The sequence below is a fragment of the Prevotella ihumii genome (genome assembly GCF_900155655.1).
Classification (GTDB): Bacteria; Bacteroidota; Bacteroidia; order Bacteroidales; family Bacteroidaceae; genus Prevotella; species Prevotella ihumii.
Map to the genome: position 1 here is coordinate 2,994,827 of NZ_LT706987.1, position 22,777 is coordinate 3,017,603.

The following is a 22,777-nucleotide window of genomic DNA, read 5'->3' on the forward strand; positions in this document are numbered from 1 at the left end:
ATACTACATAATGGAAAAGAAAATCGTAATGGTAACAGGCGCAACAAGCGGTATTGGCGAGGCTTGCGCTAAGAAATTTGCACAAGGTGGATATAATGTTATTATCACTGGACGCAGAGAAGACAAACTTGAAGCCTTGAGAAACGAAATAGAAAAGATGGGCGCAGAGGTCTTGGCAATGCAGTTTGATGTGCGCGACAGAGAAGCATCAAAAAAGGCTGTGGACTTCTTGAAAGGCAAGTGGGCTAAGATAGATGTGCTTATCAACAATGCAGGACTTGCGCTCGGTTTGGATAAAGAATACGAAGGCGACTTTGAGGATTGGGATGTAATGATAGACACCAATATCAAGGGTTTGCTTAATATGACACGCTTTGTTGTTCCTGGAATGGTGGAACGCAATGCAGGTCACGTTATCAATATTGGTTCGGTGGCAGGCGATGCAGCATACGCTAACGGCAATGTATATTGTGCAACCAAGGCTGCTGTGAAGACCATTACCGATGGTTTGCGTATTGATGTGGCAGAGAGTGCAGTGCGTGTAACAAACGTGAAGCCAGGGTTGGTGCAGACCAATTTCTCAAACGTTCGCTTCCACGGTGATGATGCACGTGCCGAAACCGTTTATAAGGGCATTAAGCCCCTGACAGGCGAAGACATTGCTGATGTGGCTTTCTATGCTGCAAGTGCACCTGCTCACGTACAGATTGCCGAGGTATTGGTATTGGCTACACACCAAGCTAATGGTTCAACTATTGTGCGTAAGTAATTGAAATAAAAGAACATTTAAGATGATACGTAAACTATTTTTTGCACTAATCCTTACAGCTGCCTGCTTATCGTTAAGCAGCTGTAAGGAAAACTATTCGAACGGTGAAAAGGTGGGCAACCTTATTGAATTTACAGAAAAAGGCGTGTGGTGGAACTCGTGGGAGGGTCGACTGAACATGACACAAACGGGTATGAATACCAGTGGCGAACCTTTTTCGTTCTCGTTCGACAATGATAGGGACGACCAAGCAGAACTTATCAAGCTAATGAAGCAAGCACAAGTGGAGGGTTGGAAACTTAAAATCCGCTATCACGAAACGTGGGGACTTAAGAATATCTTCAACAACCGTGGCGAAACCGACTATTTCGTTGACGATGTAACAGTGTTGGACAAGGACTTTGCTAACCCACTGAAACACGGAATGGGCGGTGCAAATCGCAGTGGAAAGGTAATTGATACCATCTACGTGGTGATAGACAAGTCGCAATTAAAGAAGTAAACATACAAAACGTATTTCATAAAAATTTAATGACGATATGCGGTGGTAATTTATAGAACCAGCCTGTAGAATAACGTTCTGAACTTATACTTTCTTATGACATTAAAACAAGTTACACTCTCTGTGCTGTCGCTTTTGGTCGCTACAATGGCAATAGCACAAGGCTATCAGCCTACCCCTGAAAATATAGCGGCACGACAGCGAATGGCTAATCATCGCTTTGGCATTTTTTTGCATTGGGGCATTTACAGTACCTATGCTCAAGGCGAATGGTATCTAAATTCGGGTATCAACAAAGACGAGTATGCCAAAGCGGCTTCAGCTTTCTACCCGCATCGGTTTAACGCTGACGCTTGGGTGAAAGCGATTAAGGCTTCGGGCGCAAAATACATCACTTTCACATCACGCCATCACGATAGTTTTTCGATGTTTAAAACAAACGAAAGTTCTTATAACATTGTTGATGCAACACCTTACGGACGTGATGTAATGAAAGAATTGTCGGCAGCGTGCGAGCGTGAGGACATTGATTTCCATCTGTATTACTCTATTCTTGACTGGATACGTGAGGACTATCCCGTGGGAAGAACAGGACTGAAAACTGGCAGAACTTATCGCCCGAACTACGAAACCTATTTCAAGTTTATGAAAAATCAGGTACGTGAATTGCTCACCAATTATGGTGATGTAAAAGCAATCTGGCTTGATGGCTACTGGGATCACGATAGCGACAGCATTCCCTTTGATTGGAGAATGCCTGAGTTTTACCGCTATATCCACGCTTTAAAGCCTGCTTGCTTAGTGGGAAATAACCATCACATCTACCCATTAGAGGGCGAAGACTTCCAAATGTTCGAGCGTGATTTGCCAGGGGAAAATCGTGCTGGACTTTCAGGACAAGACATCAGCAAATTGCCGTTGGAGATGTGCCAAACAATGAATGGAATGTGGGGTTACAAGGTTTCGGACATTAATTATAAATCGTGGACAGAATTGGTGCAAACCATCGTTCGTGCAGCAGCCAAAGGTAGCAATCTTTTGCTCAATATTGGTCCACAACCTAATGGAGAATTGCCACTTCAAGCCTTGGAACGCTTACAGAAGATAGGCGAATGGATGAAAGTGAATGGCGAAACTATTTATGGCACAGAACGTGGAAGGATAGCCGAACAAAATGACATTATCAGCACTGACAAGGGTAACATTACCTATTTGCACATATTGGCACAACCTACTGATAGCGTGAAAGTTGTCTTAGACAAGAAGCCACGCAAGGTTTTGGCGTTCAAAAACAAACAATCATTGCGGTATACGTATGATAAGAAGTTACATACGCTCTCTTTACAATTGCCAGAGGGTGCAGATACATCGGTAGACTATATTATTGAGATCGTAAGATGAAACATTTATTAGAAGTGTGCACGGGTAGTTTGCAAAGTGTGGAAGCTGCCGTGAAGGGCGGTGCAGAGCGCATTGAGCTGTGTTCGGCATTAAGCTTAGACGGTCTGACACCCTCTTATGGAATGGTAAAGACCATTCACAAACGTTATCCACTGCTGAAAATTCACGCACTTATTCGATCTCGTGAAGGCGATTTTGTGTATTCTGACACCGATTTGCAAGCAATGTTAGCCGACATTCGTATGCTTTCACCCTTGGTAGATGGCATCGTGGGGGGAGCATTGCAGAAAGATGGTAGTATAGACGAAGAGGCTACGGCACAGATGGTTGAGGCTGCAGGAGACAAACCCTTTACCTTTCATCGTGCTTTCGATGTGTGCAAAAATCCTATTGATAGCTTAGAAACCCTTATCCGATTAGGTTGCGCACGTGTGCTCACATCTGGTCAAGCCTCAACTGCCGAAGCAGGAATCCCTCTACTCAAAACATTGGTTGAGAAAGCTGATGGTCGTATCATTATTCTTGCAGGTGGAGGGGTAAACTTAACCAATGCCGCAAGGATATTAGCTGCAACAGGCACAACCGAAATACACGGCTCGTGCAAGGTAAAAGGTATGCTGACAGATGAAGAAGAAGTAGCGAGAGTGATTAGATCAATAAGCGAATAGAGAGCAAAAGTATAACAAACCTGTCGGCGGAATTAAAAATGTCTTTATTTTGATACCTCAAATCCGCAACTAAGCCCTTGCGTCCTTATTGCGTTTACACGTCCTCTCATTACTGAATTTGCTCTAACGACCGATTTGGGATAATGTGGAGACAAATTGCTCTATGACCCAAAAATAAGCCCCCAAAAGGAGTGAGTCTCTCAGATTTAATTTGTATCTTTGCCATGTCTATCGTCGGATTCTCTTGTTTTTTTGCAACACTAAGATAAGTGAAAATTCTGATATGGCAAAATCCTGAGCCGCTCGGCTCTGCCGCTTGCCAAAGCAAGAGCTTTTTGTTGTTCAGGTACTTAAAAAGTTTAATTTATAATAGTGTTGCGGAATTAAGGAACATTTCCTTTGCTGTTAAGAAATAATTCTGTATTTTTGCAATCCAATATATTAAAGATATAAGTTAAGCAACTCAGATGTAGAACTAGGAACTCTGCGAGATTATTATGAGAAGTAGCTTAATGAGATACCTTATATTGTTAATTTACAGTATAGGGCTATTGTTTGTGTCTCATAGGCTTCCTAGTGCCTTACATCAGTGCGTCCAATGCCCTATACTCTTTAAAAACAATTATTGCTGTCCGGTAAAACTCAAAAGAGCATAAATATCCTCCCCGAAGCCCCGTAAAATAGGACTTTTAGGTTTATTTTTTCAAAAGTAAGCCCCCCTAATCGAAAAGACTTGGTTCAGGTGGCGCTTTTTGCATCTCCTTTGCAAGGAAATCATTCCAAGTTTTTTCGGGATTTTCCATGAATGCGATAAAATCAACGTAGTACATAAGCATAAGTCTTATCATGGTAACAACTTGCGAGAATGCACAGTGTCTCTTAATGCTTCTTGACAAGACTGTTATCAGCAGATTCGCAATCAAGACTACCCATGTCTGTATTTGTATGGCATTGACGCTGTCCCCATAGAAGAAATGAAGCGGGAAGTTCTGTTTAAGCTGTTTGTACAACGACTCGATAGCCCATCTTAGGCGGTAGATTTCAGCAATGTCCTCAACAGTAAAGTCAAAGTTGTTGGTCAATAGTACAACAGGTCTCTTTGTCTCGTAAAATATCTCCACCCTTCGTGCCTCGTGGGTGAGTTCTCCTCTTGTAAAAAGCACTTTCTGATCAATATGCGTTACGAGGCCCTCTGCATTGACATACGTAACGGATTTAAGTACCTCATACTTAAGGTTTTTCTTCATTTTGGTCACGTAGCAAACGCCCTCTTCTGTAAGACGTTGGAATTGCGCGACATCGACATAACCACGGTCCATTGCTAAAGTGGCGTCTTTGGGCAGATGCACCTCTTTGAGCAGGTAATGGTCGTGTTTTGCAGCTGAAGTGAGTTGCACCACCATTGGCACGCCGACATGATACTTCATTACCGTATGCACTTTCATACCGCCTTTCTTCTTGCCTGATTTTGGATGCCGCCCGACACCTTTGAGTATGTTGTCAAAGAGCGTTATAGTGGTAGAATCCATCATGTAAAGCAACTTCTCCCAGTCTTTAGGCTCGTGCGTCTGCCCCTTATAGCACTTGGAAGGGCGGCTGTCCGCTAAAAATTTGGCATACTTCTCCAAAAGATACGCATAAACACTTGCAAAGAACTCCTGAGGGCGGCGTATATTGGCCTCAGCAAGCGTGCTGCGACGAACCAAATAGCTCATTCCGAGGTGTCTGAGCTTGTGAGCCTCAGCCTTCATGCCTATCTCAAGTTCGCGCAGAGAATCAAAGTGTTTGAGTATGCCGAACAGCATTACGACGAGATGTTGGTAGCCGTCAAAGCGCTTCACGTAAGCCTCGCTTCCTTTCGTTTCGCAGCTTATCTGAAGAATTTTCTCTTTGTCGAGTAACTTTAATACTTGACTATAGACCGGCTGTCCGGTAAAATGACTATCTTTGTTCATGGTTATGTTTTATTTTAGTAAAGACAAAGATAACCAAAAGGGCTGACACCTCGTGAGATGTGTCAGCCCTAATTTATTTTGTTTGAAAAAGTTTTACCGGACAGCAATAAAAAACAATCTGTTATTATGAGTAAAGTGGACATATTTTTAGATGAATGTAAAAAGCACGTTGGGGAGTGGGTATGCTCTTTGCATAGCACCGACGGTAGCAATCAGCCTGCGGCTATTTTCCGTGAAGCAAAGAAACTTGGTTATCAATTTGAAGAAGTTGCACCTAATAGATGGGGACAAAAAATGTATTGTGAGGAATGTGGATTAGCTACAACACATTACAAACTACTCAATATTGAACCTGTTTTTGCTATTCAAGAGCGCATACCGATAGATGCAAAAACTCGTAAGCGTATACTTCAGCTATTTGATGAAAGAGATGCTTTTACAGGAGCAGCAATAAGTTCTGTTGCGGAAATTGACCATAAAGTACCTTGGACTCGTCTTGATGAAGATATAGATGCTAAGAAACTGACAAACGAAGAAATAGTTCAGCATTTTCAATTATTAACAAGAGAGCATAACTTGCTTAAAGACAGAGCGTGTGATAAGTGTAAAACTACAAATATTAGACCTCCATTTTTAGAAATATCTTATTGGTATAGTGGAACTGAAGAATATCAAGGAACTTGCGAAGGTTGTGGTTGGTACGATACTAAAAAGTGGCGTTCTGAAATAAATAAACTCATCAAAAAAATAGCAAAAGGTTTTCCTAAAGATTATAATCCCATAATATGAAATTCGATAAAGAACATTGGAAGGAAATTGATATTAATATCGATAGCTTGTGGTTGATAGGTCCACGAGCCAAAGGAGGTAAACGTGAAAACATTTATCACGGAAATTTTGTTCCTCAAATACCAGACCATCTTATCCGACGCTATACAAATGAAGGTGATATAGTGTTAGAACCATTTATGGGAAGTGGAACTACCTTATACGAATGTGAAAGTTTAGCACGAAATTATATTGGCTTTGATATAAATAAGGACATTGTTTCGCACGTAGAAGAAAAGATGAACGATTGTGAAACAATAAAATATGATATTCATTATTGTGATGCAACAGATGCTGAACTTGCTCATAATTGTATTCGGAAATCATTGAAGACTATGGGAAAACAACGAGTAGACTTTGTTCTTGCTCATCCTCCTTATTGGGATATAATTAAGTTTACGGATTGTAAGGAAGACTTATCCAATATTATAGAATTAGACAAATTCATCAACCAATTCACATTAGCAATGAAGAATATGGTAGAATTTCTTCGTGCAGGTAAACATTTTGCAATCGTGGTTGGTGATTTATATCGAAATCAAGAGGTCGTTCCTTTAGGTTTTTATTTAATGTATTCGATTAGAAAGCAAATAAAATGCAAGCTTAAAGGCATTGTTGTAAAAGATATGGTGGGCAACAGAGGTAAAATAGGAATGGAGGCTTTGTGGCGTTATCGTACACTTAAAAGCGACACATTCCTTTTCAAGCACGAATATATATTTGTGTTCAAGAAAGGATAATCTTTGCCAGATAAGATTTATTTCGTAATTTTGCATGCACATTAGACAATAGTGTACAAATTGAATGTAAAATATGAGCGAACCATTTTATACAATAGCAGAAGTAGCAAGGCAATTAAAGCTGTCTCAAAAGTCGATTAGAAGATATATTGCAGCAAATGAACTGAACGCTATAAAGATAGGAACATCATACAGAATTCCTATCTCTGCTCTTGAAAACTTTATTAATAAGCCTTCAAATACTGAAAAGCAAGTACAATACGACCTTTTTGGTATTCCTATCGCTGAACCTTTATCTCGTTCAAAAACGATAAAGAGCGAAACTTCGTGGATAGATATTAGCCAATATTGGGATAGTCCAACTCCTTCCGACCTTACTTTTGTAGACCTGTTCTGCGGTGCAGGCGGATTATCTAAAGGACTTGAAATGTCAGGACTGCAAGGTATTTGTGGCTTAGACTGGTTCAAGGAAGCAGGTGAAACCTATCGACGAAACTTTAACCACCCTTTTGTAAATGGCGATATAACATTACCTGAAGTTAAGGAAGAGTTTTATAACACCGTTAAACAGCAACTTAATGGTCGTCCGCTTAACGTTATCGCTGGGGGTTTCCCCTGTCAAGGTTTTTCGATGGCAGGTAATAGAATAGTTGACGACCCACGTAATTCTTTGTATTTAGAGATGTTGGAGATTGTCAAAGTCTTACAACCCGAATTTGTTATTTGTGAAAACGTAAAGGGATTGCGGTCTATGCTCAATGGTCGTGTGGAACAAAAGATATTAGAAGATTATCGAACTATTGGTTACGATATGAATGTTACAACGCTTTGTGCAGCCGATTATTATACACCACAAAAGCGTGAACGTGTGATATTTATAGGCAATAGAATAGGCAGGTCAAACTTTCACCCTAAGCCTATATTGTCATCGGATAAGTATATTACCACAGGACAAGCAATAGGCGACTTAATCAATCACCCTGAAGACCTTGCTTTCAACCATGTTCCTACAAAGCACCGCCCTGAAATGCAAGAGCGAATACTGGCTTGCCCTGAAGGAAAGAGTCTTTATAAAGGTTATTCGGATGCGTGGAAAAAATGTCCTTGGGACGAAGCCTCTTGTACAATAAAAGAGAATCATGGCGGTGTAAACATTCACCCGAAGCTGCCAAGAGTGCTTACCGCACGCGAAATGGCACGCTTACAGTCGTTTCCTGATAGTTTTATCTTTGAAGGTCCCAAAAACAAACAACTTGTTCAGATAGGCAATGCTGTGCCACCCCTATTGGGCAAAGCCATAGGGTTAGCAATACGAGTTTCAGTCAATGATATATAAGGGTAGAAATTTAAATAATAAAGCCTTACATTCCTAAACTTATAAAGGAATTGTAAGGCTTTATTGTTTCTATGTTTTTGTTGTGTTATGCCTATATTATACCTCAAATCCGCAACTAAGCCCTTGAACGTCCTTATTGCGTTTACACGTCCTCTCATTACTGAATTTGCTCTAACGACCGATTTGGGATAATGTGGAGACAAATTGCTCTATGACCCGAAAATAAGCCCCCAAAAGGAGTGAGTCTCTCAGATTTAATTTGTATCTTTGCCATACCATATCAGAGTTTTGCTTGCTTGTTTTGCAACACTAAGATAAGTGAATTCTTTGATATGGCAAAATCCTGGACAACTTTTTGTTGCTCAGGTACTTAAAAAGTTTAATCTATAATAGTGTTGCGGAATTAAGGGTAAAATAAACCATATATGAACCATCATTTTATCAACTCTATATTTCAATGGCTGCTTATATCCATCGTCTTGGTGGCAATAGGAGCATTGGTCTTTGGGGTTGCTGCCTTCAGCGGTAAGGGGCCGACAGTGATTGGTCTGCTCGTCGGTGGGGCGAGCATCTGGGCGGAGCATTACACCAAGAAGCGGGCCGAGAAGTGTGACGTGCTGGAGATGGAAACGTCGGCAGACAAGACGGAGGACGGCATGGATGCATTGCCAGCGAGCGAGGAAGCACCAACCGAGAGTTATCGCATCGAGCGGGAAGACAATTTTGCCACAGCCATAGAGGCACTGACGCATAAGGAGATTGCCGCAGGGCAGAATAGGGTGCTTGCTTTTGAAGACTCAATGGTGTACGTCTATGAGCTGACAGAGATAGGACTGCTTACGGGAAGAGGCGAGCAGATGCGCTTCTCGGTGGTGATTCCGCTGCATCGCAGCAACTGGCAGACGGAGCAGGAAGAGATAGAGAGACGGCTTGCAGAGGTGTGGAGGTGTCTGTGGCAAGACTATGGTTTTGAAACGGCGCATGCGTTGTCAGAGAGCAGCCTGATGCTCAAGATAGAGGCTTGCGGGCCGGTAGCCCACGCCGTGAAAGCATTGAAGCCCACGCAAGATATACTTCACGAGATTATCATACGTCGGGATCTGCACCTGTTGGAGTCGTATTTGCTCATTCACGACTATGATTGGCCAGAATATGCCTATCTTGGAGGTGGGCAGGTGGTACACGATTTCAGAGAAGAAGAGGGTGTGGCAAGAGGTGTGTACCATGAAGATGAGGCGATGGCTGTGGCACGACTGTACGACTTCCAAGACTGCCAACGCATCAGCGAGGCGGAGTATTTAGAGGCACTTTCCTCTTACGCCCACCTGCCTTTTGCGTATCATGGTTCTTGCATGGCATATAAAAACTATAAGTTCAAAGGCATAGTCTTCACCTTGATTGCGGGCAAATTCCACTTGTTTTGCGGTATTGACGAGGCCTACTTTACAACGGATCTGAGCATGTTTGACCATTTGGAGGAGGTATATCAGTATAACAATCGAGTGATGGAGGTACGCTTCAGATACGACCATCTGCCCATGATGCGCCTGCTGACAGGAAAGATATTATATATCGATGTGGTGCTGGAGAAGTATGGAGAGCCATTCTATTATCTTGTTCCAAGCTCGTATGGCGACAGAGACTATACTCGCATCAAGGCCGATTATAATGCTGCGAAGGTGACAGAGATAGGGGTGAAGATGAAACTTTAATATAGAATACCTCAAATCCGCAACTAAGCCCTTGAACGTCCTTATTGCGTTTACACGTCCTCTCATTACTGAATTTGCTCTAACGACCGATTTGGGATAATGTGGAGACAAATTGCTCTATGACCCGAAAATAAGCCCCCAAAAGGAGTGAGTCTCTCAGATTTAATTTGTATCTTTGCCATATCTATCGTCGGATTCTCTTGTTTTTTTTGCAACACTAAGATAAGTGAAAATTCTGACATGGCAAAATCCCGAGCCGCTCGGCTCTGCTGCTTGCCAAAGCAAGAGCTTTTTGTTGTTCAGGTACTTAAAAAGTTTAATTTATAATAGTGTTTCGGAATTAAGGGTATGTGCTTTCTCGCAAGTAATATCCTTTGGCTTCGAGAGAGAGAGAGAGTACTAAGAAGGAAAACTCTTCTGAATTATGGCAAATTAACTATTTCAATTCGGTTTAATGGAATGCAAGATAAATGTTGCCTTTGGTTGGAAAGACTGTACAAGTAGCCCTACTACGCTTACCGACGTAACCTACGAGCAGACAGGCCCCAAAGCCAAGAGAGGCACTACAAAACAAACGCCGAAGTACAATGAAGACGGAGTTTCAAGCGGTGAAGACAAAATTCAATCCATTTAATAAAATAAAGAAGGACAGATTTACTAATATTTTGAGAATTAAAAGATAGATAAATGACATATAAGAGTAATCATATAATAATAAATGGCGATAGCCGACAGATGAAAGAACTCGCCAATGAGAGTGTTCACTTGATAGTGACATCTCCTCCTTATTGGCAGTTGAAAGACTACGGTACAAACAATCAAATAGGTTTTCACGATGAATACGAAACCTATATAAACCATCTAAACTTAGTTTGGAAAGAATGTTTCAGAGTTCTGCATAAAGGTTGTCGTCTATGTATAAACATAGGTGACCAGTTTGCCCGTTCGACATATTACGGACGCTACAAGATCATTCCAATCCACACAGAAATTATTAAGTTTTGCGAAATGATTGGTTTTGACTTTATGGGGCAAATTATTTGGCAGAAAACAACAACGATGAATACATCTGGCGGAGCAAGCATTATGGGGAGTTATCCTAATCCCAGGAATGGAATCGTAAAGTTGGATTTTGAGTATATTTTGTTATTCAAAAAGCAGGGAAATGCCCCTAAACCAAGTAAAGAACAGAAAGAAAATTCAGCAATGACCAACAAAGAATGGAATACCTACTTCAATGGACACTGGTATTTCACGGGTGCAAAGCAGGATAAACATTTAGCCATGTTCCCGGAAGAATTGCCACATCGGTTAATCAAAATGTTTTCATTTCTGGGAGAGACGGTATTGGATCCGTTTTTAGGAAGTGGCACAACAGCTTTAGCTGCTAGAAACTTGGATAGATGCTCCATAGGATATGAGATTAATCAAGATTTTATTCCAATCATAAAGGAAAAAATTGGGACAGATGATGCCTTTACAAAGGTAGAAATTAAGGTTATCAAGCAGTCAGCAACTAATGCTAATTTTGAAGAACAAGTCAATGAATTACCCTATCGCTTTGTAGATACACATAAGTTAGATAAGAAGATAGACATTAAGAAGTTGCAATATGGCTCGAAAATAGATGTAAACAGTACTGGAAAACGTGAGGATTTCTTTTCTGTAAAAGCAATAATCAGCCCCGAACGACTACTGCTAAATAATGATTTGACAGTTCGTCTGATAGGTATCAAACAAAATCCGGCAATCAATGGAAAAGCTATTGAATATTTAGCAAATAAACTTCATGGAAAACGAGTGTTTCTAAGATACGATGAAGTGAAATATGACCAAGAAAACAACCTAATGGTTTATCTTTATCTAGAAAACAAAACCTTTGTCAATGCACATCTTTTGAAAGAAAAACTGGTATTGGTAGATGATTCACAACACTTTAAGTATAAAACAAAATTTAATAACTATTAAATTATGGATAACGAACAGACTGCTATTTCAGAATATCTAAGAGCTAATGCTCTTGGTTATAACAATAGAAAATCTTCTACCCAAATAAGAGAAGATTTAAAACTTGCAAGCGGCGGGGTTACTAATGAACATATTAGGGGTTTAATAAGAGAACTGATATTAAAACACAATGTATGTATTGGAAGTTTAATGTGGAAGGACGGATATTGGATAATTCAGACTGAAGAAGAATTAGAAAATGTATGTAGGAGTTTGGAAAATCGAGCAAATTCCATAAGAAATCGAGCTACTGCATTGAGAAACAGTTGGAGGAAACAGCAAAATGGCTAAAAAGGAAATTAAAAAGTATTCAATGGAGTTTGGCAAAAAAGAGAAAGTTCTGAATTATGCCACTCAGACATATCAACTTTCAAGACCCAATAAGGTTGGTGCTGTAATGGCTCTCATTAGAGAATGCCAACCAAGTACAATTGAGGAGTGGGAACAATGGTATTTCGATAATGCTAAAACAGCGGGTAAAAATAATTTCAAAATCACTCGCGAAAGTTTGCAAGAGTTAGGAGAGAGATTATATGAAAAGATTACAGAAGTAGTTATTCCCGAATGGCAGGACGCATTTCATAATCTCAACAAACAAGATTGTTACGACTACATTTATAATTTAACCATTAATCGCACTTATGATGGCTACTTGAGAGAAAAATCAGTCGTAAATGATGGTTTGGTCAAAGTCTTTCCAGATATCCGATTCGAAGAGAGTCCAGAGGAATTAGATCATGCTGGAGATGTCGACTATCTTGGATATGTGTCAGAAGAAAAAGCGTTTGGTATTCAAATCAAACCAGTCACAGCTCAATCCAATTTTGGCAATTACTCCGTATCAGAAAGAATGAAGGCGAGTTTTGACAATTTCAACAAAGATTTTGGTGGTAAGGTATTTATCATTTTCAGTTTAGATGGAGAAATAGCAAACAAACAAGTTATTGATGAAATAAAAGTTGAGATAGAACGATTAAAACAATAAAAGAATCAAAGAACGATTAAACCCAAATCGGTCATTAGCCCGCAAAGGCTTTTTAAAGCGGTTAGATGTTATGCTTTTCTTCGTCTTTGCACCTTATTTTGGCTCTTTTCGTTTGTTTTTTCAGTTGTTTAGCTCGCTAAACGTCTTCAAAAACAACCAAAAATAGCTCAAAATAAGCTCGCAAATCTCGAAGAAGTCTAACGACCGATTTGGGTTAAATTGTAGTTTCCTGATTTTGGTTGACTACTTGCTTGTCTTAAGTCTTGATAAAGTTGACTCAGTTAAACATTAAAACTGATTATAGTTGACTATTGATCCTTATCACTGATATTTGTTGACAGAGTCATTCTTATAACTGCCCAGGGTTGACTGGAGGGCGTAGCCCGGAAGTCAACCCTGGGCATGGCTGCAAAGGTAAACCATTCTCAGGGATTATACAAAAACTTTGATTCTCTTTTATATGAATCTCCCTAAAACTTGTCCATCTCTTAGTAATTTCACCCACACATAAAGCAGCTTCTTTGGGTGTCATCATATCGATACTCATGTGTGGACGTTCTTCGTTGTAGAACCGTACCGCAGATGAGACAGCCTGGGTAACTTCATCGATATTACGGAATGTCATTCCCCTGAGTAGTTCATTCTTCATCGTGTTGTTGATTCTCTCTGCCTGAGCATTGTCCTTGGGGTCTCCGCCCTCGGTCATGCTTATCCGGATCCCGTGCTCCTTCAGGATTGCCACGTACTTGGCGCTAGCATACTGGCATCCTCTGTCGGAGTGATGGATGAGGTTTACGTCTTCTTTGGAAACATCTGCAATCCTGCAAAGTGCCATCTCAAGAGCCTTGATGGGATATACCGCATCAAGCGTCTCACCGACACACCAGCCGACTATCTCCTCGCTATAGGCATCAAGGATTAATGACAGATAGCAGAAGCTGTAATGCTCTGCGTCTGTCCATATTGTCATATACGTGATGTCACTTACCCAGAGACGATCAGGTGCCAGAGGTATATATTCCTTTATTAGATTGGGGAACACGGAGAGACCATGGGTAGAGTCTGTCGTGCGTGGTTTACGCATCTTTAGGCGGACCTTCAAGCCATACTTGTCGACAATGTCAGCAAACCGGTCACGTCCGAGCGGATGATTGCCTTCAAAGCTTTTGCGATACATATACCACAGCTTGCTTCCGCCTATACCCGGATCCTTCTTACGGATTTCTTTGATGTAGGACACGGCAAACTCCTCACTTGCAATCCTCTCAAGAAGACGGTTCTCGTCATACTTGTAATAAGCCTGCTTCGTGAAGCCAAACAGCTTGCAGAGACTCTCTATCTGATAACAGCGAGAGTCTTCTGCATGCAGGTTCTTTACTGTTTGGCGCCAGCTTTTTTTCGGATGGAAATGTTGAACTGCTTCTCTGCAACGTTAATCAACTCGTTGAAAGTATCAGCACGAAGTGATTCGTGAGTCAGTTCCTTCTTCAAACGTGCAATCTCTGCCTGCAAGTCTTTGATCTCTGTATTCTCGGCATCTGCAATAGGAGTTCCAGAATGGATGAATGTTCGACGTTTCATAATGACTTTGACTTGGTTTTCACTTGCAAAGTTACGAATCCATCTTGAAATTGTTGTCTCTCCAACAGGAATGATTCGAGAAATTTTTGTGCGCCCCAAACCCTCTTGGGTATAAAGACGAATTACTTCATCGTAATACTTGTTACGTTTCTCACAATTGTACTTCCACATAATTGTTGATTTTGCGAGTCAACTTTTTCTAGGGAAAGACAAAATAGACTAAAAGTAGTTCTTGCAGAAAAGCAGCGGACGAACAAATGGTTGGCGGAACAATTAGGTAAAGACCAAACAACCATATCAAAATGGTACACCAATTCAAGTCAGCCTGATTTAGGTAATCTAATGCAGATTGCCAAAATATTAGACGTGGAACTGACCGACTTAGTGCGGTGCGAAGAATTCAAAAACGAAACAAAATGAAAAAAGAAGAAATACAAGCATTGTTCTCTCAGTTTGAACAAGTGTCATGCGTTCTCAATGATGTAGAATGTTGGAGTGCAAGAGATTTGTGTTCTCTGTTAGGATATAAACTTTGGCAAAATTTCACAAAGGTAATAGACAAAGCCAAAGAAGCGTGTGTAAATGTAGGACAAAATGTAGAAGACCATTTTATTGACGTCAATAAAATGGTTGTTATCGGTTCTGGTGCTGAGCGTCAGATAGATGACATTATGCTAACACGCTATGCTTGCTACCTTGTCGCTCAAAATGGCGACCCTCGTAAACCACAAATCGCATTTGCACAAACCAATTTTTTGCCGGTAGTGAGAGATAAATTTAAAGATTGGGCTGAATAATAATAATGGTAAAAAAAAGGCAATATACATTTATAGACTTATTCGCAGGCTGTGGTGGCTTGTCTGAAGGCTTTATGGAATCTGGACATTTTAAGGGATTGGCTCATATAGAATGGGAATATCCTATGGTACAGACTCTGCGAAATCGCCTTGTCAAAAAATGGAATGAAACCTGTGAGCAAGCACAAAAGAGGGTAATCCTTTTTGACATTCAAAGAACTGATGAATTACTATATGGCAATTGGACACAAGAATCCATAAAACAATATGCAAAGTATAATTCGGAAGAAACTCAAAAGGGATTAAAACATATGCTTAATGGAAAGACTATTGATTTAATAATTGGAGGTCCTCCTTGTCAAGCATATTCTATTCACGGACGAGCAACTGACAAAAACTCTATGCAAGATGACTATAGAAATTATTTGTTTGAGAGTTTTGTTAAAGTTGTGGATGAAATAAAACCAAAAGCTTTTATCTTCGAAAACGTGACAGGTATGCTAAGTGCAAAACCAGGAGGAAAACCTGTTGTTGAGCGTATTTATAAAGCTGTTACAGATATAGGATATTTAATTCTAAGCCCTGATAAATTCAAAGAAGCTGTTTATAATGCATATGATTTTTCTGTGCCACAAAACAGGAAGAGGGTTATATTATGTGGTGTTAAGATAGATTCAGATTTCTTTATAGAGGAATTCTATAAGACTTTATCAAAAAATAAGAGTCCAAAACATTATACAGTAAGAGATGCAATAGGCAATCTCCCTCCTATTTATCCTATGGACAAAATAGAAAAGGTTAAAGGAAAAAATGTTTCTCATCACGCTACAGATAGCTCCGACATATTTCATATGCCACGGCATTGTAGTTCTCGGGACATCGATGTATTTCGAGAATGGATTGCAAATGACATGAATAAATGTTCTCAAAAAGAGGCTATAGATTTCTATGAAAAGGTTACAGGAAAAAAAACCTTGTATCGGAAATATAGAAATTTAGAGTGGAACAAGCCTTCTCCAACTGTAGTAGCTCATCTACAAAAGGATGGATTTATGTTCATCCATCCAGATATTAAACAAGCAAGATTTATAACAATACGAGAGGCTGCAATGTTGATGTCTTTTCCAAAGGATTTTGAGTTTATTGGAAATAAGGCATATTGCTATAAAATGATAGGTAATGCAGTGCCTGTCAATTTTGCAAAAGCAATAGCAGAATCTATATATACGGTAATTAGTCAATAATGGCAAATATATTAATAGCATGTGAAGAAAGCCAAGCAATATGTAAAGCTTTCAGAGAAAAAGGACATAATGCGTACAGTTGTGATATTTTGGAATGCAGCGGTGGACATCCAGAATGGCATTTTATGCAAGATGTTTTATTGGTAATTCCAAATCATGGTGGAAAATTAGAAAATGGGGAGGAATATTTTTTGCCAAATGGTGAAGAATGGGACTTGATGATAGCTCATCCACCTTGTACATATTTATCTGTAAGTGGTGCTCGATGGCTATACCATCCAGATGATGCAGATTTGCCTATAGATCAACGAAGGGAGCATCCACATCATTTAGGTAGAAGAAAGATGAAAACGGAAGCAGAAGAGTTCTTTATGCAATTTACAAAAACGAACGTAAAGCGTTGGGCTATCGAAAACCCTGTAGGTTGCATGAATACAGTTTATCGTAAACCAGACCAAATTGTTCAACCTTTTTGGTTTGGCGATTCCGCTTCCAAAAAGACTTGTTTATGGCTACACAATCTTCCGCCATTGGTGCCAACGGACATAGTTGACCCGGGTGAGCGTGTCGTACTGTCAAGTGGGCGTTCTTTGCCCAAGTGGTATTCTGATTCTTTTAACACCAAAATATCTACAGAAGAAAGAAGAAGGCTTAGAAGTAAAACATTCCCTGGTTTTGCCAAAGCTGTGGCAGAACAATGGGGCAAATTATTATAAATATGAATGCAAATTCTTTAAAGACACAACGTTTTAGAGCTAATGATTTAGTTGATAACGGTGGCAAACAATTCGAAATGGGCAAAGGTTGGTGTCAAGAGTTCTTTGAAATAGATAATTCTATTGAAGAGATAACTTTACAATTAACCTTTAAGGCTTTGAGTAGTTCTCAACAATCCCTTGATAATACTAAAATTGAACTTAATTTGTCAGACGTCAATACTCGTGGTGATAGAAAAGCTGTAAGCATCCAATATTAGCCGACTTTCACACCAACAAATAACCCTTATATGTCTGGCAGCATATAAGGGTTATTTGTTATTTGAAGTTTGAAGGTAGCATTTTCGTGAGTTCCTCCTCCGTCATGTCGGGCAGGGGTCTTGAAAGAACTTCCTTCATTTGTATGGCTCTATGTCTGCTTCCCTGCAACACGCCACGAAGGTATAGAAGATGGCGTTGTTCTCCGCTCCCTCATTGTTACCACAGAACAGGTAGTTCTTTCTTCCAAGCGTGATGGGTCTGATGGCCTGTTCCATAAGGTTGTTGTCTATGTTGAAGCGTCCGTCCTGCACATATCTGCCAATGCGTATCCATACGGCGAAGGCATAACGCAGTGCCTTCTCCATAGCTTCGCCTGGGGTGTACTGTTTGTGTACATCCAACATATAGGTCTCCAAATACTTAAGAATAGGGTAAGCTTTAGCCTTTCGTTCTGTCTCCACTTCCTCGGGTGGTGCTTTCTTGTGTTTGAGGTTTTCCTCCAACTCATAAAGCGTGGCTATCGTTTCGATGATATGGGCGGCGTTCTTATCGTCAGCCGCCAGATGTTCGAACTTACGTCTCACGTGTGCCATACATCCTAACAGCACGATGCCCTGTACGTTCTCAAACCTGCTGTAGACCTCATACCCATCAGACTGTATGGCACCCTGGTAGCCNGCTTATGCAAATGGAGAAAATGGTCATTCGCAGATAAAAGACTTCTTTATCAACAAATTACATTTAACCACATCTAATCTGACAGATTATTTTGCTCTATACAAAAAGAATTCAAAAGAATATAACTTGTATTATGTTCCTAAGTTGTTATATGACAACTTTATTTGTTTGTTTAACAATGGATTAGAAATATCCTACCAAGAAAATTCTCGAAAAGGATTTGACTTAGCAGATTCTATATATAATTATTATCGCCCCTACATCACCGCCATCAAGTCCAAACCTTTCCTCCTGCTTGCCGGAATATCCGGAACAGGTAAAAGCCGAATAGTACGAGAGTTGGCAAGAGCATGTTGGGAAGAAGGCACGGATGAATATAAGGCACAAAAGCCAAAGAACTTCCAGATGGTGCAGGTGAAGCCAAATTGGCATGACTCAAGTGACTTGATTGGTTATGTTAGCCGTGTCAGTGGAAAGGCGGAGTTCGTGGCAGGTGAGTTCTTGAAATTCATCGCCAAAGTATGGGAAGATGTGGAAACTCCATATTTCCTGTGCTTGGACGAGATGAACCTTGCACCAGTAGAGCAATACTTTGCAGAATATCTAAGCGTGATAGAGTCTCGCAAGAGCCATAAAGATGGTACCGTAACAACCGACCCAATTCTTGAGAAATCAGCAGAAGATTGGTATAGGGTGCTTACAAGTGAACTAACGAATGAAGACAATGTGCGTAATCGTTTCTTGGAAGAAGGTATCTGCATTCCTCAAAACCTCATAGTTGTGGGTACGGTGAATATGGACGAGACAACTTTCTCGTTCTCTCGCAAGGTGCTCGATCGTGCCATGACTATTGAAATGAACGAGGTGGATTTGTATGGCGGTCTGACCAAACGTTACGAAAGCATCGGCAAGTTGGATAATGCAGAACTTGTCGGCTCTGCCGTGGAAGGCGTAGATATTTACAACGACAACACCGATGTTTGCGACATTGCACTTGGCTATCTGCAAAAGATAAATGACGTATTGGAAGGTACTCCGTTCAAGACAGCCTACCGCACCCGTAACGAGTTTCTGCTCTATGTGGTGAACAACTTGCCGTATTGCAAAGCCGAAAATGGCAATGATTTGGAGCAAGGCTATGTCATAGCTCGTGCCTTGGACGAGATTACCAACATGAAAGTTTTATCACGCATTGAGGGTGACGACACGAAGGTTAGCGACAAACTACTTGATAATTTAAGCAAAGCTATCGAAGACGGATTGAAGACTGTATCGGGAGAGGAGAATATTGTCAAATCCATATCTTTGGCGAAACTGAAGGAGATGAAAGCCAAACTCGTTTCGGGATATACAAGTTTTTGGAGCTAAAAAGTAATATGGATGGAACTATTGACTATTGAGCATAAAGATTTCACGATGATTGTCGAATGTACGAAGTTCGATGATACTTGGAACAAGGCTAAGAGTAACGTGGGCGAGGCCAAACTCTACTCCACTTACTCTTGGTCGGAAGGTGTCGTGTCTGTAAAACGTGCATTGAATGCCGACCATAAAATAGACATTGAGCAGGGCGTTCCTACCCCCGCCACATTCTTCGACAATGCCGACTATCCCATTTGGATAGAGTTCAAAGACTATGTGAAAGACGCTCAGTTTGGTTCCATCCTGCAAAACGACAACGACCGTTTCTCCTTTCGTCGCCACATCTTGGCTGGTTTCATCAACTACAAGAATGAGATTGGACGAAGTGAGATACTGATTATATATAAGGTAGAGAAAGAGACAAGGACATTCCGTTTCGGTTTTGAAGTTCTGAGTACGAAGCTCGACTATCACGAACATTGGCGCGCAATCGTGGAGGATATAGAGCGAGAATACCGTATGTTGTCGTTGGACTATATGCGTCGCACGTTTCATGGTTTCTCGCCCGACCAAAACGGCGAGCATCCCGATATAGTCTGGTGGAGCGTGTTTGAGGGAGAACAACAGAAATTCATAAAAGCCTGCAAAAGCATCATTGACCGACCTCGCCACAGACTTCACGGTGAGGAGGTGTATCTGAGGGCGGACAAACTGAAGCAAATTCCCCATAACATAGAGAACAGACTGGCAGAACATCGCAAAGAGCCAACCTACCTATATCGTGTGGAGCAACATATACTATCGAACGACACGCAAGAGAACCGCTTCTTGAAATTTGCACTTCATCAGATAAGCAAGCGGTATGAGGATTTGCGCCAACGCATTGAGGCGGTAAAGACAGCTTCGGACACGATGAAGGCTGCCATGCTTACAACCTCAGAAACATTGAAACGACTACAACATCATCCCTTCTTCAGAACAATAGGAAGGTTCAAGGGAATAAGCCAAGAGAGCATGGTGCTGCAAAAGGCAACGGGCTATAGCCAAGTCTACCGTACATGGAACTTGCTTAGAAGAGCCTATTCGCTGAATGACGGTTTGTATCGCTTGCAGACAAAGGATATAGCAACGCTCTATGAGATATGGTGTTTCATTGAGGTGAGCCATATCGTAAAGGCGCAACTGCAGCTTGACGATGAAGACGTAGAACATCGCAACCGTATGGAGCTGAACGGCGTGTTTTCATGGGAACTTGGCAAAGGCGAGCATTCACGCATATTGTTCCGCAAAGATGGCGTGGAACTGGCAGAATTGGTATATAACCCAAAGAACACCGACAAGGAAAACGACAATGTGGGAATGAAAGACCTGGTTGTGCCGACCGTGCCGCAGAAACCAGACATCGTGTTGCAGCTCACCAAGAACGATTTGCAGCAAGGCATGAAGATGACCTATCTCTTTGATGCGAAATATCGCATAGACAGCAAGGACAAGGGCGTGGATGTACCGCCGGAGGATGCCATCAACCAGATGCACCGCTATCGTGACGCCATATACTATAAAGACTATGACGCTAATACGTTGAAAAAAGAAGTCATTGGCGGATACATCCTCTTCCCCGGTTATGGTGAGCCAAATGATGTGGCGGTGTCGAAGTTCTATAAAACCATCAAGGAAGTGAATATCGGTGCTTTTCCTCTTCGTCCTAAGGATGTAGAGAACAGAAAACTTTTGGAGAATTTCATTGATGAACTTATACATACCAAATCATACGAGACCATTGCTCATGTCATACCGCAAAAGGGTGCGTATGTGGAGGTAGGCAACCGTGTACTTATTGGATTGGTAAAAGAGGACAATAGGTTGTTTCAAGCATTTATGAACGGAACTGCGACCTTGTATTATTCAGGAAAACAGTTCCCAACAACCATCGCCCTGCAAGACCTTCACTTCTTTATGCCTTATATCAAAGGGCATGGAGTGCGTGATGTGTACGAGATTGTCAAAGTACGAACCATTACGAGCAAAGAAGCAAAGCTATCGGATAAGGATGATACGGAAAGTAAGGCTCTACGTTTGGCTTTTGAACTGCGGTATATGCGCAAGCAATATGCAGATTTTCAGTCTATTGATGCAAGTAAATGGGTAGGCTACACGTTTATTGATACGACTTTTGACAAGTTGGATGAATGTGTGGTGACAGATTAATTGTAAATCAAATAATCAAAATTACGACAAATGGAAAAGGTATATACATCCTCAAATCCGCAACTAAGCCCTTGAACATCCTTATTGCGTTTACATGTCCTCTCATTACTGAATTTGTAGATAATTTGAACTTGAAGCACCCACTTGCGGTCTACAATATCCCCCTACCCCACAATGTGACTTGAGGCAATACACAATATCCTTCCCATAAGTTGTAGGCATTATCCAAAATCAGTCTGAAAAACATCTGCATAAGCATTATTACAGGTATAGGGCGGTTCTATAAATTAGCAGATTGTGAGACTATTTTTGAGGTCAATTTGTTTGTGAGTGAAGGAGTATAGCGAGCTATACGACTGAATGAACAAGCAAATTGAACCAAAAAGAAGCCAAAAGATAACAAAACGTAAAAAGATAGACATAAAAAACTTTACGGTGGTAATTTATAGAACCGCCCTATAGATATTCAGCACATACCGCCTTGATGTCCTGATCCACTTCTCTGATACAGAGATAAATCTGAAGACAAACGCTTTTATGCGACTTGTTGCATTGCGCCTGAACTTCTTTACGGCTGGTTCTATAAATTAGCCATATACAATTGAGCAATAAAGTATTGAGCGTTTCAGCCGTATTGAAATCGTAGGTCTTGCCCATATCTGAGGTGTATGATCAGAGCTACAAGTGCGAAGTGTCGGATGAAGCGAGAGGTGGTTCATCAAATGAGTAGTGACATCCTCAACCCGTTGGCGGAATTATTTTTTAGCCACTATACCAATTGTTACCTTATTCGATAGATAGCGTATTTCTCTTTTATCTTTTTCTCTTTTTCCGTTTTACTTTGGATAAGTGTTAAATACAAGGGTCATAATTCTCGTATATGCGTTGAAAAGAAGCGTGATACACAAAAGTGGCATAAATGGGTGTGCAATTGTAAACTATTGATTGATAATGAGTAATGAGTAAACAGGAAAAAGTGTGCAAGAATATACTGCTTAGATTACGGAAATATAGAATGGATAAAAGA

The 22,777-nt window shown here is 40.7% G+C and carries 22 protein-coding genes and 2 pseudogenes; 19 read left to right on the forward strand and 5 right to left on the reverse strand.

What is annotated here, in order from left to right; all coding sequences use genetic code 11:
* Nucleotides 1-10: 10 nt before the first annotated feature.
* The 4 genes from CZ367_RS13005 (at nt 11) to CZ367_RS13020 (ending at nt 3,340) form a co-directional block, all read left to right on the forward strand.
* Nucleotides 11-769, forward strand: a complete 759-nt coding sequence (locus tag CZ367_RS13005; protein ID WP_077197221.1) for an SDR family NAD(P)-dependent oxidoreductase — start codon at nt 11-13, stop codon at nt 767-769.
* Nucleotides 770-791: 22 nt separating this feature from the next.
* Entirely contained in the window at nt 792-1,271 is a 480-nt protein-coding gene (locus CZ367_RS13010; protein ID WP_077197222.1) for a hypothetical protein, read from the forward strand.
* Nucleotides 1,272-1,367: 96 nt separating this feature from the next.
* Nucleotides 1,368-2,672 (forward strand): alpha-L-fucosidase, encoded by a 1,305-nt coding sequence (locus CZ367_RS13015; protein WP_077197223.1) that lies wholly within the window; start codon nt 1,368-1,370, stop codon nt 2,670-2,672.
* Entirely contained in the window at nt 2,669-3,340 is a 672-nt protein-coding gene (locus tag CZ367_RS13020; protein WP_077197224.1) for a copper homeostasis protein CutC, read from the forward strand. Before CZ367_RS13015 ends, CZ367_RS13020 begins: the two co-directional genes overlap by 4 nt.
* A gap of 719 nt (nt 3,341-4,059) precedes the next feature.
* On the opposite strand, the gene CZ367_RS13025 is transcribed toward CZ367_RS13020, so the two are convergent.
* Entirely contained in the window at nt 4,060-5,295 is a 1,236-nt protein-coding gene (locus CZ367_RS13025) for an IS4 family transposase (RefSeq protein ID WP_077195320.1), read from the reverse strand.
* 78 nt (nt 5,296-5,373) lie between these two features.
* Here CZ367_RS13025 and CZ367_RS13030 point away from each other — a divergent pair, with 78 nt between their 5' ends.
* From CZ367_RS13030 to CZ367_RS13065, 8 genes are all read left to right on the forward strand, one after another.
* Nucleotides 5,374-6,084: a hypothetical protein gene (locus tag CZ367_RS13030; protein WP_144005997.1), complete on the forward strand. Its 711-nt coding sequence runs from the start codon at nt 5,374-5,376 to the stop codon at nt 6,082-6,084.
* Nucleotides 6,081-6,863: a TRM11 family SAM-dependent methyltransferase gene (locus tag CZ367_RS13035; protein WP_077197226.1), complete on the forward strand. Its 783-nt coding sequence runs from the start codon at nt 6,081-6,083 to the stop codon at nt 6,861-6,863. The genes CZ367_RS13030 and CZ367_RS13035 overlap by 4 nt, the downstream gene beginning before the upstream one ends.
* Before the next feature lie 73 nt (nt 6,864-6,936).
* Complete coding sequence (locus CZ367_RS13040) at nt 6,937-8,199, forward strand: DNA cytosine methyltransferase (protein WP_077197227.1); 1,263 nt, start codon at nt 6,937-6,939, stop codon at nt 8,197-8,199.
* Between the two features lie 425 nt (nt 8,200-8,624).
* The gene (locus CZ367_RS13045) at nt 8,625-9,911 is read left to right on the forward strand and encodes a hypothetical protein (RefSeq protein WP_077197228.1); all 1,287 of its coding nucleotides are present in this window, start codon (nt 8,625-8,627) and stop codon (nt 9,909-9,911) included.
* Between the two features lie 454 nt (nt 9,912-10,365).
* Complete coding sequence (locus CZ367_RS13050; protein WP_077197229.1) at nt 10,366-10,545, forward strand: hypothetical protein; 180 nt, start codon at nt 10,366-10,368, stop codon at nt 10,543-10,545.
* A 53-nt stretch (nt 10,546-10,598) separates the two neighbouring features.
* Nucleotides 10,599-11,879: a DNA methyltransferase gene (locus tag CZ367_RS13055; RefSeq protein WP_202613134.1), complete on the forward strand. Its 1,281-nt coding sequence runs from the start codon at nt 10,599-10,601 to the stop codon at nt 11,877-11,879.
* A 3-nt stretch (nt 11,880-11,882) separates the two neighbouring features.
* Entirely contained in the window at nt 11,883-12,209 is a 327-nt protein-coding gene (locus tag CZ367_RS13060; RefSeq protein ID WP_077197230.1) for a hypothetical protein, read from the forward strand.
* Nucleotides 12,202-12,903, forward strand: a complete 702-nt coding sequence (locus CZ367_RS13065) for an MjaI family restriction endonuclease (RefSeq protein WP_202613135.1) — start codon at nt 12,202-12,204, stop codon at nt 12,901-12,903. The genes CZ367_RS13060 and CZ367_RS13065 overlap by 8 nt, the downstream gene beginning before the upstream one ends.
* Before the next feature lie 349 nt (nt 12,904-13,252).
* Here CZ367_RS13065 and CZ367_RS13070 read toward each other — a convergent pair whose 3' ends face one another.
* Both CZ367_RS13070 and CZ367_RS13075 read right to left on the reverse strand, forming a co-directional pair.
* Entirely contained in the window at nt 13,253-14,272 is a 1,020-nt protein-coding gene (locus tag CZ367_RS13070; RefSeq protein WP_144005979.1) for an IS3 family transposase, read from the reverse strand.
* Between the two features lie 5 nt (nt 14,273-14,277).
* Nucleotides 14,278-14,655 carry a transposase gene (locus tag CZ367_RS13075; RefSeq protein WP_077196803.1) on the reverse strand — a complete coding sequence of 126 codons (378 nt, stop codon included), beginning with the start codon at nt 14,653-14,655 and terminating at the stop codon, nt 14,278-14,280.
* Nucleotides 14,656-14,745: 90 nt separating this feature from the next.
* Between CZ367_RS13075 and CZ367_RS13080 the strand changes: the two genes are divergently transcribed.
* The 5 genes and pseudogenes from CZ367_RS13080 (at nt 14,746) to CZ367_RS13100 (ending at nt 17,501) form a co-directional block, all read left to right on the forward strand.
* Complete coding sequence (locus tag CZ367_RS13080) at nt 14,746-14,904, forward strand: helix-turn-helix domain-containing protein (RefSeq protein WP_077197231.1); 159 nt, start codon at nt 14,746-14,748, stop codon at nt 14,902-14,904.
* Nucleotides 14,901-15,239: pseudogene (locus tag CZ367_RS13085) on the forward strand (BRO family protein); the annotation flags it as partial. The gene CZ367_RS13080 and the pseudogene CZ367_RS13085, both read left to right, overlap by 4 nt.
* Nucleotides 15,240-15,286: 47 nt before the next feature.
* Nucleotides 15,287-16,525, forward strand: a complete 1,239-nt coding sequence (locus tag CZ367_RS13090; RefSeq protein ID WP_077197232.1) for a DNA cytosine methyltransferase — start codon at nt 15,287-15,289, stop codon at nt 16,523-16,525.
* Nucleotides 16,525-17,241, forward strand: coding sequence for a hypothetical protein (locus CZ367_RS13095; protein WP_021668217.1), 717 nt, complete (start codon nt 16,525-16,527; stop codon nt 17,239-17,241). The genes CZ367_RS13090 and CZ367_RS13095 overlap by 1 nt, the downstream gene beginning before the upstream one ends.
* Nucleotides 17,223-17,501 carry a hypothetical protein gene (locus tag CZ367_RS13100; RefSeq protein ID WP_077197233.1) on the forward strand — a complete coding sequence of 93 codons (279 nt, stop codon included), beginning with the start codon at nt 17,223-17,225 and terminating at the stop codon, nt 17,499-17,501. The genes CZ367_RS13095 and CZ367_RS13100 overlap by 19 nt, the downstream gene beginning before the upstream one ends.
* Nucleotides 17,502-17,636: 135 nt before the next feature.
* On the opposite strand, the gene CZ367_RS13105 is transcribed toward CZ367_RS13100, so the two are convergent.
* On the reverse strand, nt 17,637-18,164 hold the full coding sequence (locus CZ367_RS13105) for an IS66 family transposase (RefSeq protein ID WP_237581804.1): 528 nt from the start codon (nt 18,162-18,164) through the stop codon (nt 17,637-17,639).
* Between the two features lie 184 nt (nt 18,165-18,348).
* On the opposite strand from CZ367_RS13105, the gene CZ367_RS13110 reads away from it, so the two are divergent.
* Both CZ367_RS13110 and CZ367_RS13115 read left to right on the forward strand, forming a co-directional pair.
* The gene (locus CZ367_RS13110; RefSeq protein WP_237581742.1) at nt 18,349-19,548 is read left to right on the forward strand and encodes an McrB family protein; all 1,200 of its coding nucleotides are present in this window, start codon (nt 18,349-18,351) and stop codon (nt 19,546-19,548) included.
* Between the two features lie 12 nt (nt 19,549-19,560).
* Nucleotides 19,561-21,750: a DUF2357 domain-containing protein gene (locus CZ367_RS13115; RefSeq protein ID WP_077197234.1), complete on the forward strand. Its 2,190-nt coding sequence runs from the start codon at nt 19,561-19,563 to the stop codon at nt 21,748-21,750.
* Nucleotides 21,751-22,344: 594 nt separating this feature from the next.
* On the opposite strand, the pseudogene CZ367_RS15255 reads toward CZ367_RS13115, so the two are convergent.
* A pseudogene (locus tag CZ367_RS15255) lies at nt 22,345-22,493 on the reverse strand (IS1380 family transposase); the annotation flags it as partial.
* Nucleotides 22,494-22,777 lie beyond the last annotated feature (284 nt).

What these genes read in the sequence shown, in the direction of transcription:
- CZ367_RS13005 (WP_077197221.1), top strand. Translation starts at nt 11, where the DNA reads ATGGAAAAGAAAATCGTAATGGTAACAGGCGCAACAAGCGGTATTGGC.
- CZ367_RS13010 (WP_077197222.1), top strand. Translation starts at nt 792, where the DNA reads ATGATACGTAAACTATTTTTTGCACTAATCCTTACAGCTGCCTGCTTA.
- CZ367_RS13015 (WP_077197223.1), top strand. Translation starts at nt 1,368, where the DNA reads ATGACATTAAAACAAGTTACACTCTCTGTGCTGTCGCTTTTGGTCGCT.
- CZ367_RS13020 (WP_077197224.1), top strand. Translation starts at nt 2,669, where the DNA reads ATGAAACATTTATTAGAAGTGTGCACGGGTAGTTTGCAAAGTGTGGAA.
- CZ367_RS13025 (WP_077195320.1), bottom strand. Translation starts at nt 5,295, where the DNA reads ATGAACAAAGATAGTCATTTTACCGGACAGCCGGTCTATAGTCAAGTA.
- CZ367_RS13035 (WP_077197226.1), top strand. Translation starts at nt 6,081, where the DNA reads ATGAAATTCGATAAAGAACATTGGAAGGAAATTGATATTAATATCGAT.
- CZ367_RS13040 (WP_077197227.1), top strand. Translation starts at nt 6,937, where the DNA reads ATGAGCGAACCATTTTATACAATAGCAGAAGTAGCAAGGCAATTAAAG.
- CZ367_RS13045 (WP_077197228.1), top strand. Translation starts at nt 8,625, where the DNA reads ATGAACCATCATTTTATCAACTCTATATTTCAATGGCTGCTTATATCC.
- CZ367_RS13050 (WP_077197229.1), top strand. Translation starts at nt 10,366, where the DNA reads ATGGAATGCAAGATAAATGTTGCCTTTGGTTGGAAAGACTGTACAAGT.
- CZ367_RS13055 (WP_202613134.1), top strand. Translation starts at nt 10,599, where the DNA reads ATGACATATAAGAGTAATCATATAATAATAAATGGCGATAGCCGACAG.
- CZ367_RS13060 (WP_077197230.1), top strand. Translation starts at nt 11,883, where the DNA reads ATGGATAACGAACAGACTGCTATTTCAGAATATCTAAGAGCTAATGCT.
- CZ367_RS13065 (WP_202613135.1), top strand. Translation starts at nt 12,202, where the DNA reads ATGGCTAAAAAGGAAATTAAAAAGTATTCAATGGAGTTTGGCAAAAAA.
- CZ367_RS13075 (WP_077196803.1), bottom strand. Translation starts at nt 14,655, where the DNA reads ATGTGGAAGTACAATTGTGAGAAACGTAACAAGTATTACGATGAAGTA.
- CZ367_RS13090 (WP_077197232.1), top strand. Translation starts at nt 15,287, where the DNA reads ATGGTAAAAAAAAGGCAATATACATTTATAGACTTATTCGCAGGCTGT.
- CZ367_RS13095 (WP_021668217.1), top strand. Translation starts at nt 16,525, where the DNA reads ATGGCAAATATATTAATAGCATGTGAAGAAAGCCAAGCAATATGTAAA.
- CZ367_RS13100 (WP_077197233.1), top strand. Translation starts at nt 17,223, where the DNA reads ATGGGGCAAATTATTATAAATATGAATGCAAATTCTTTAAAGACACAA.
- CZ367_RS13115 (WP_077197234.1), top strand. Translation starts at nt 19,561, where the DNA reads ATGGAACTATTGACTATTGAGCATAAAGATTTCACGATGATTGTCGAA.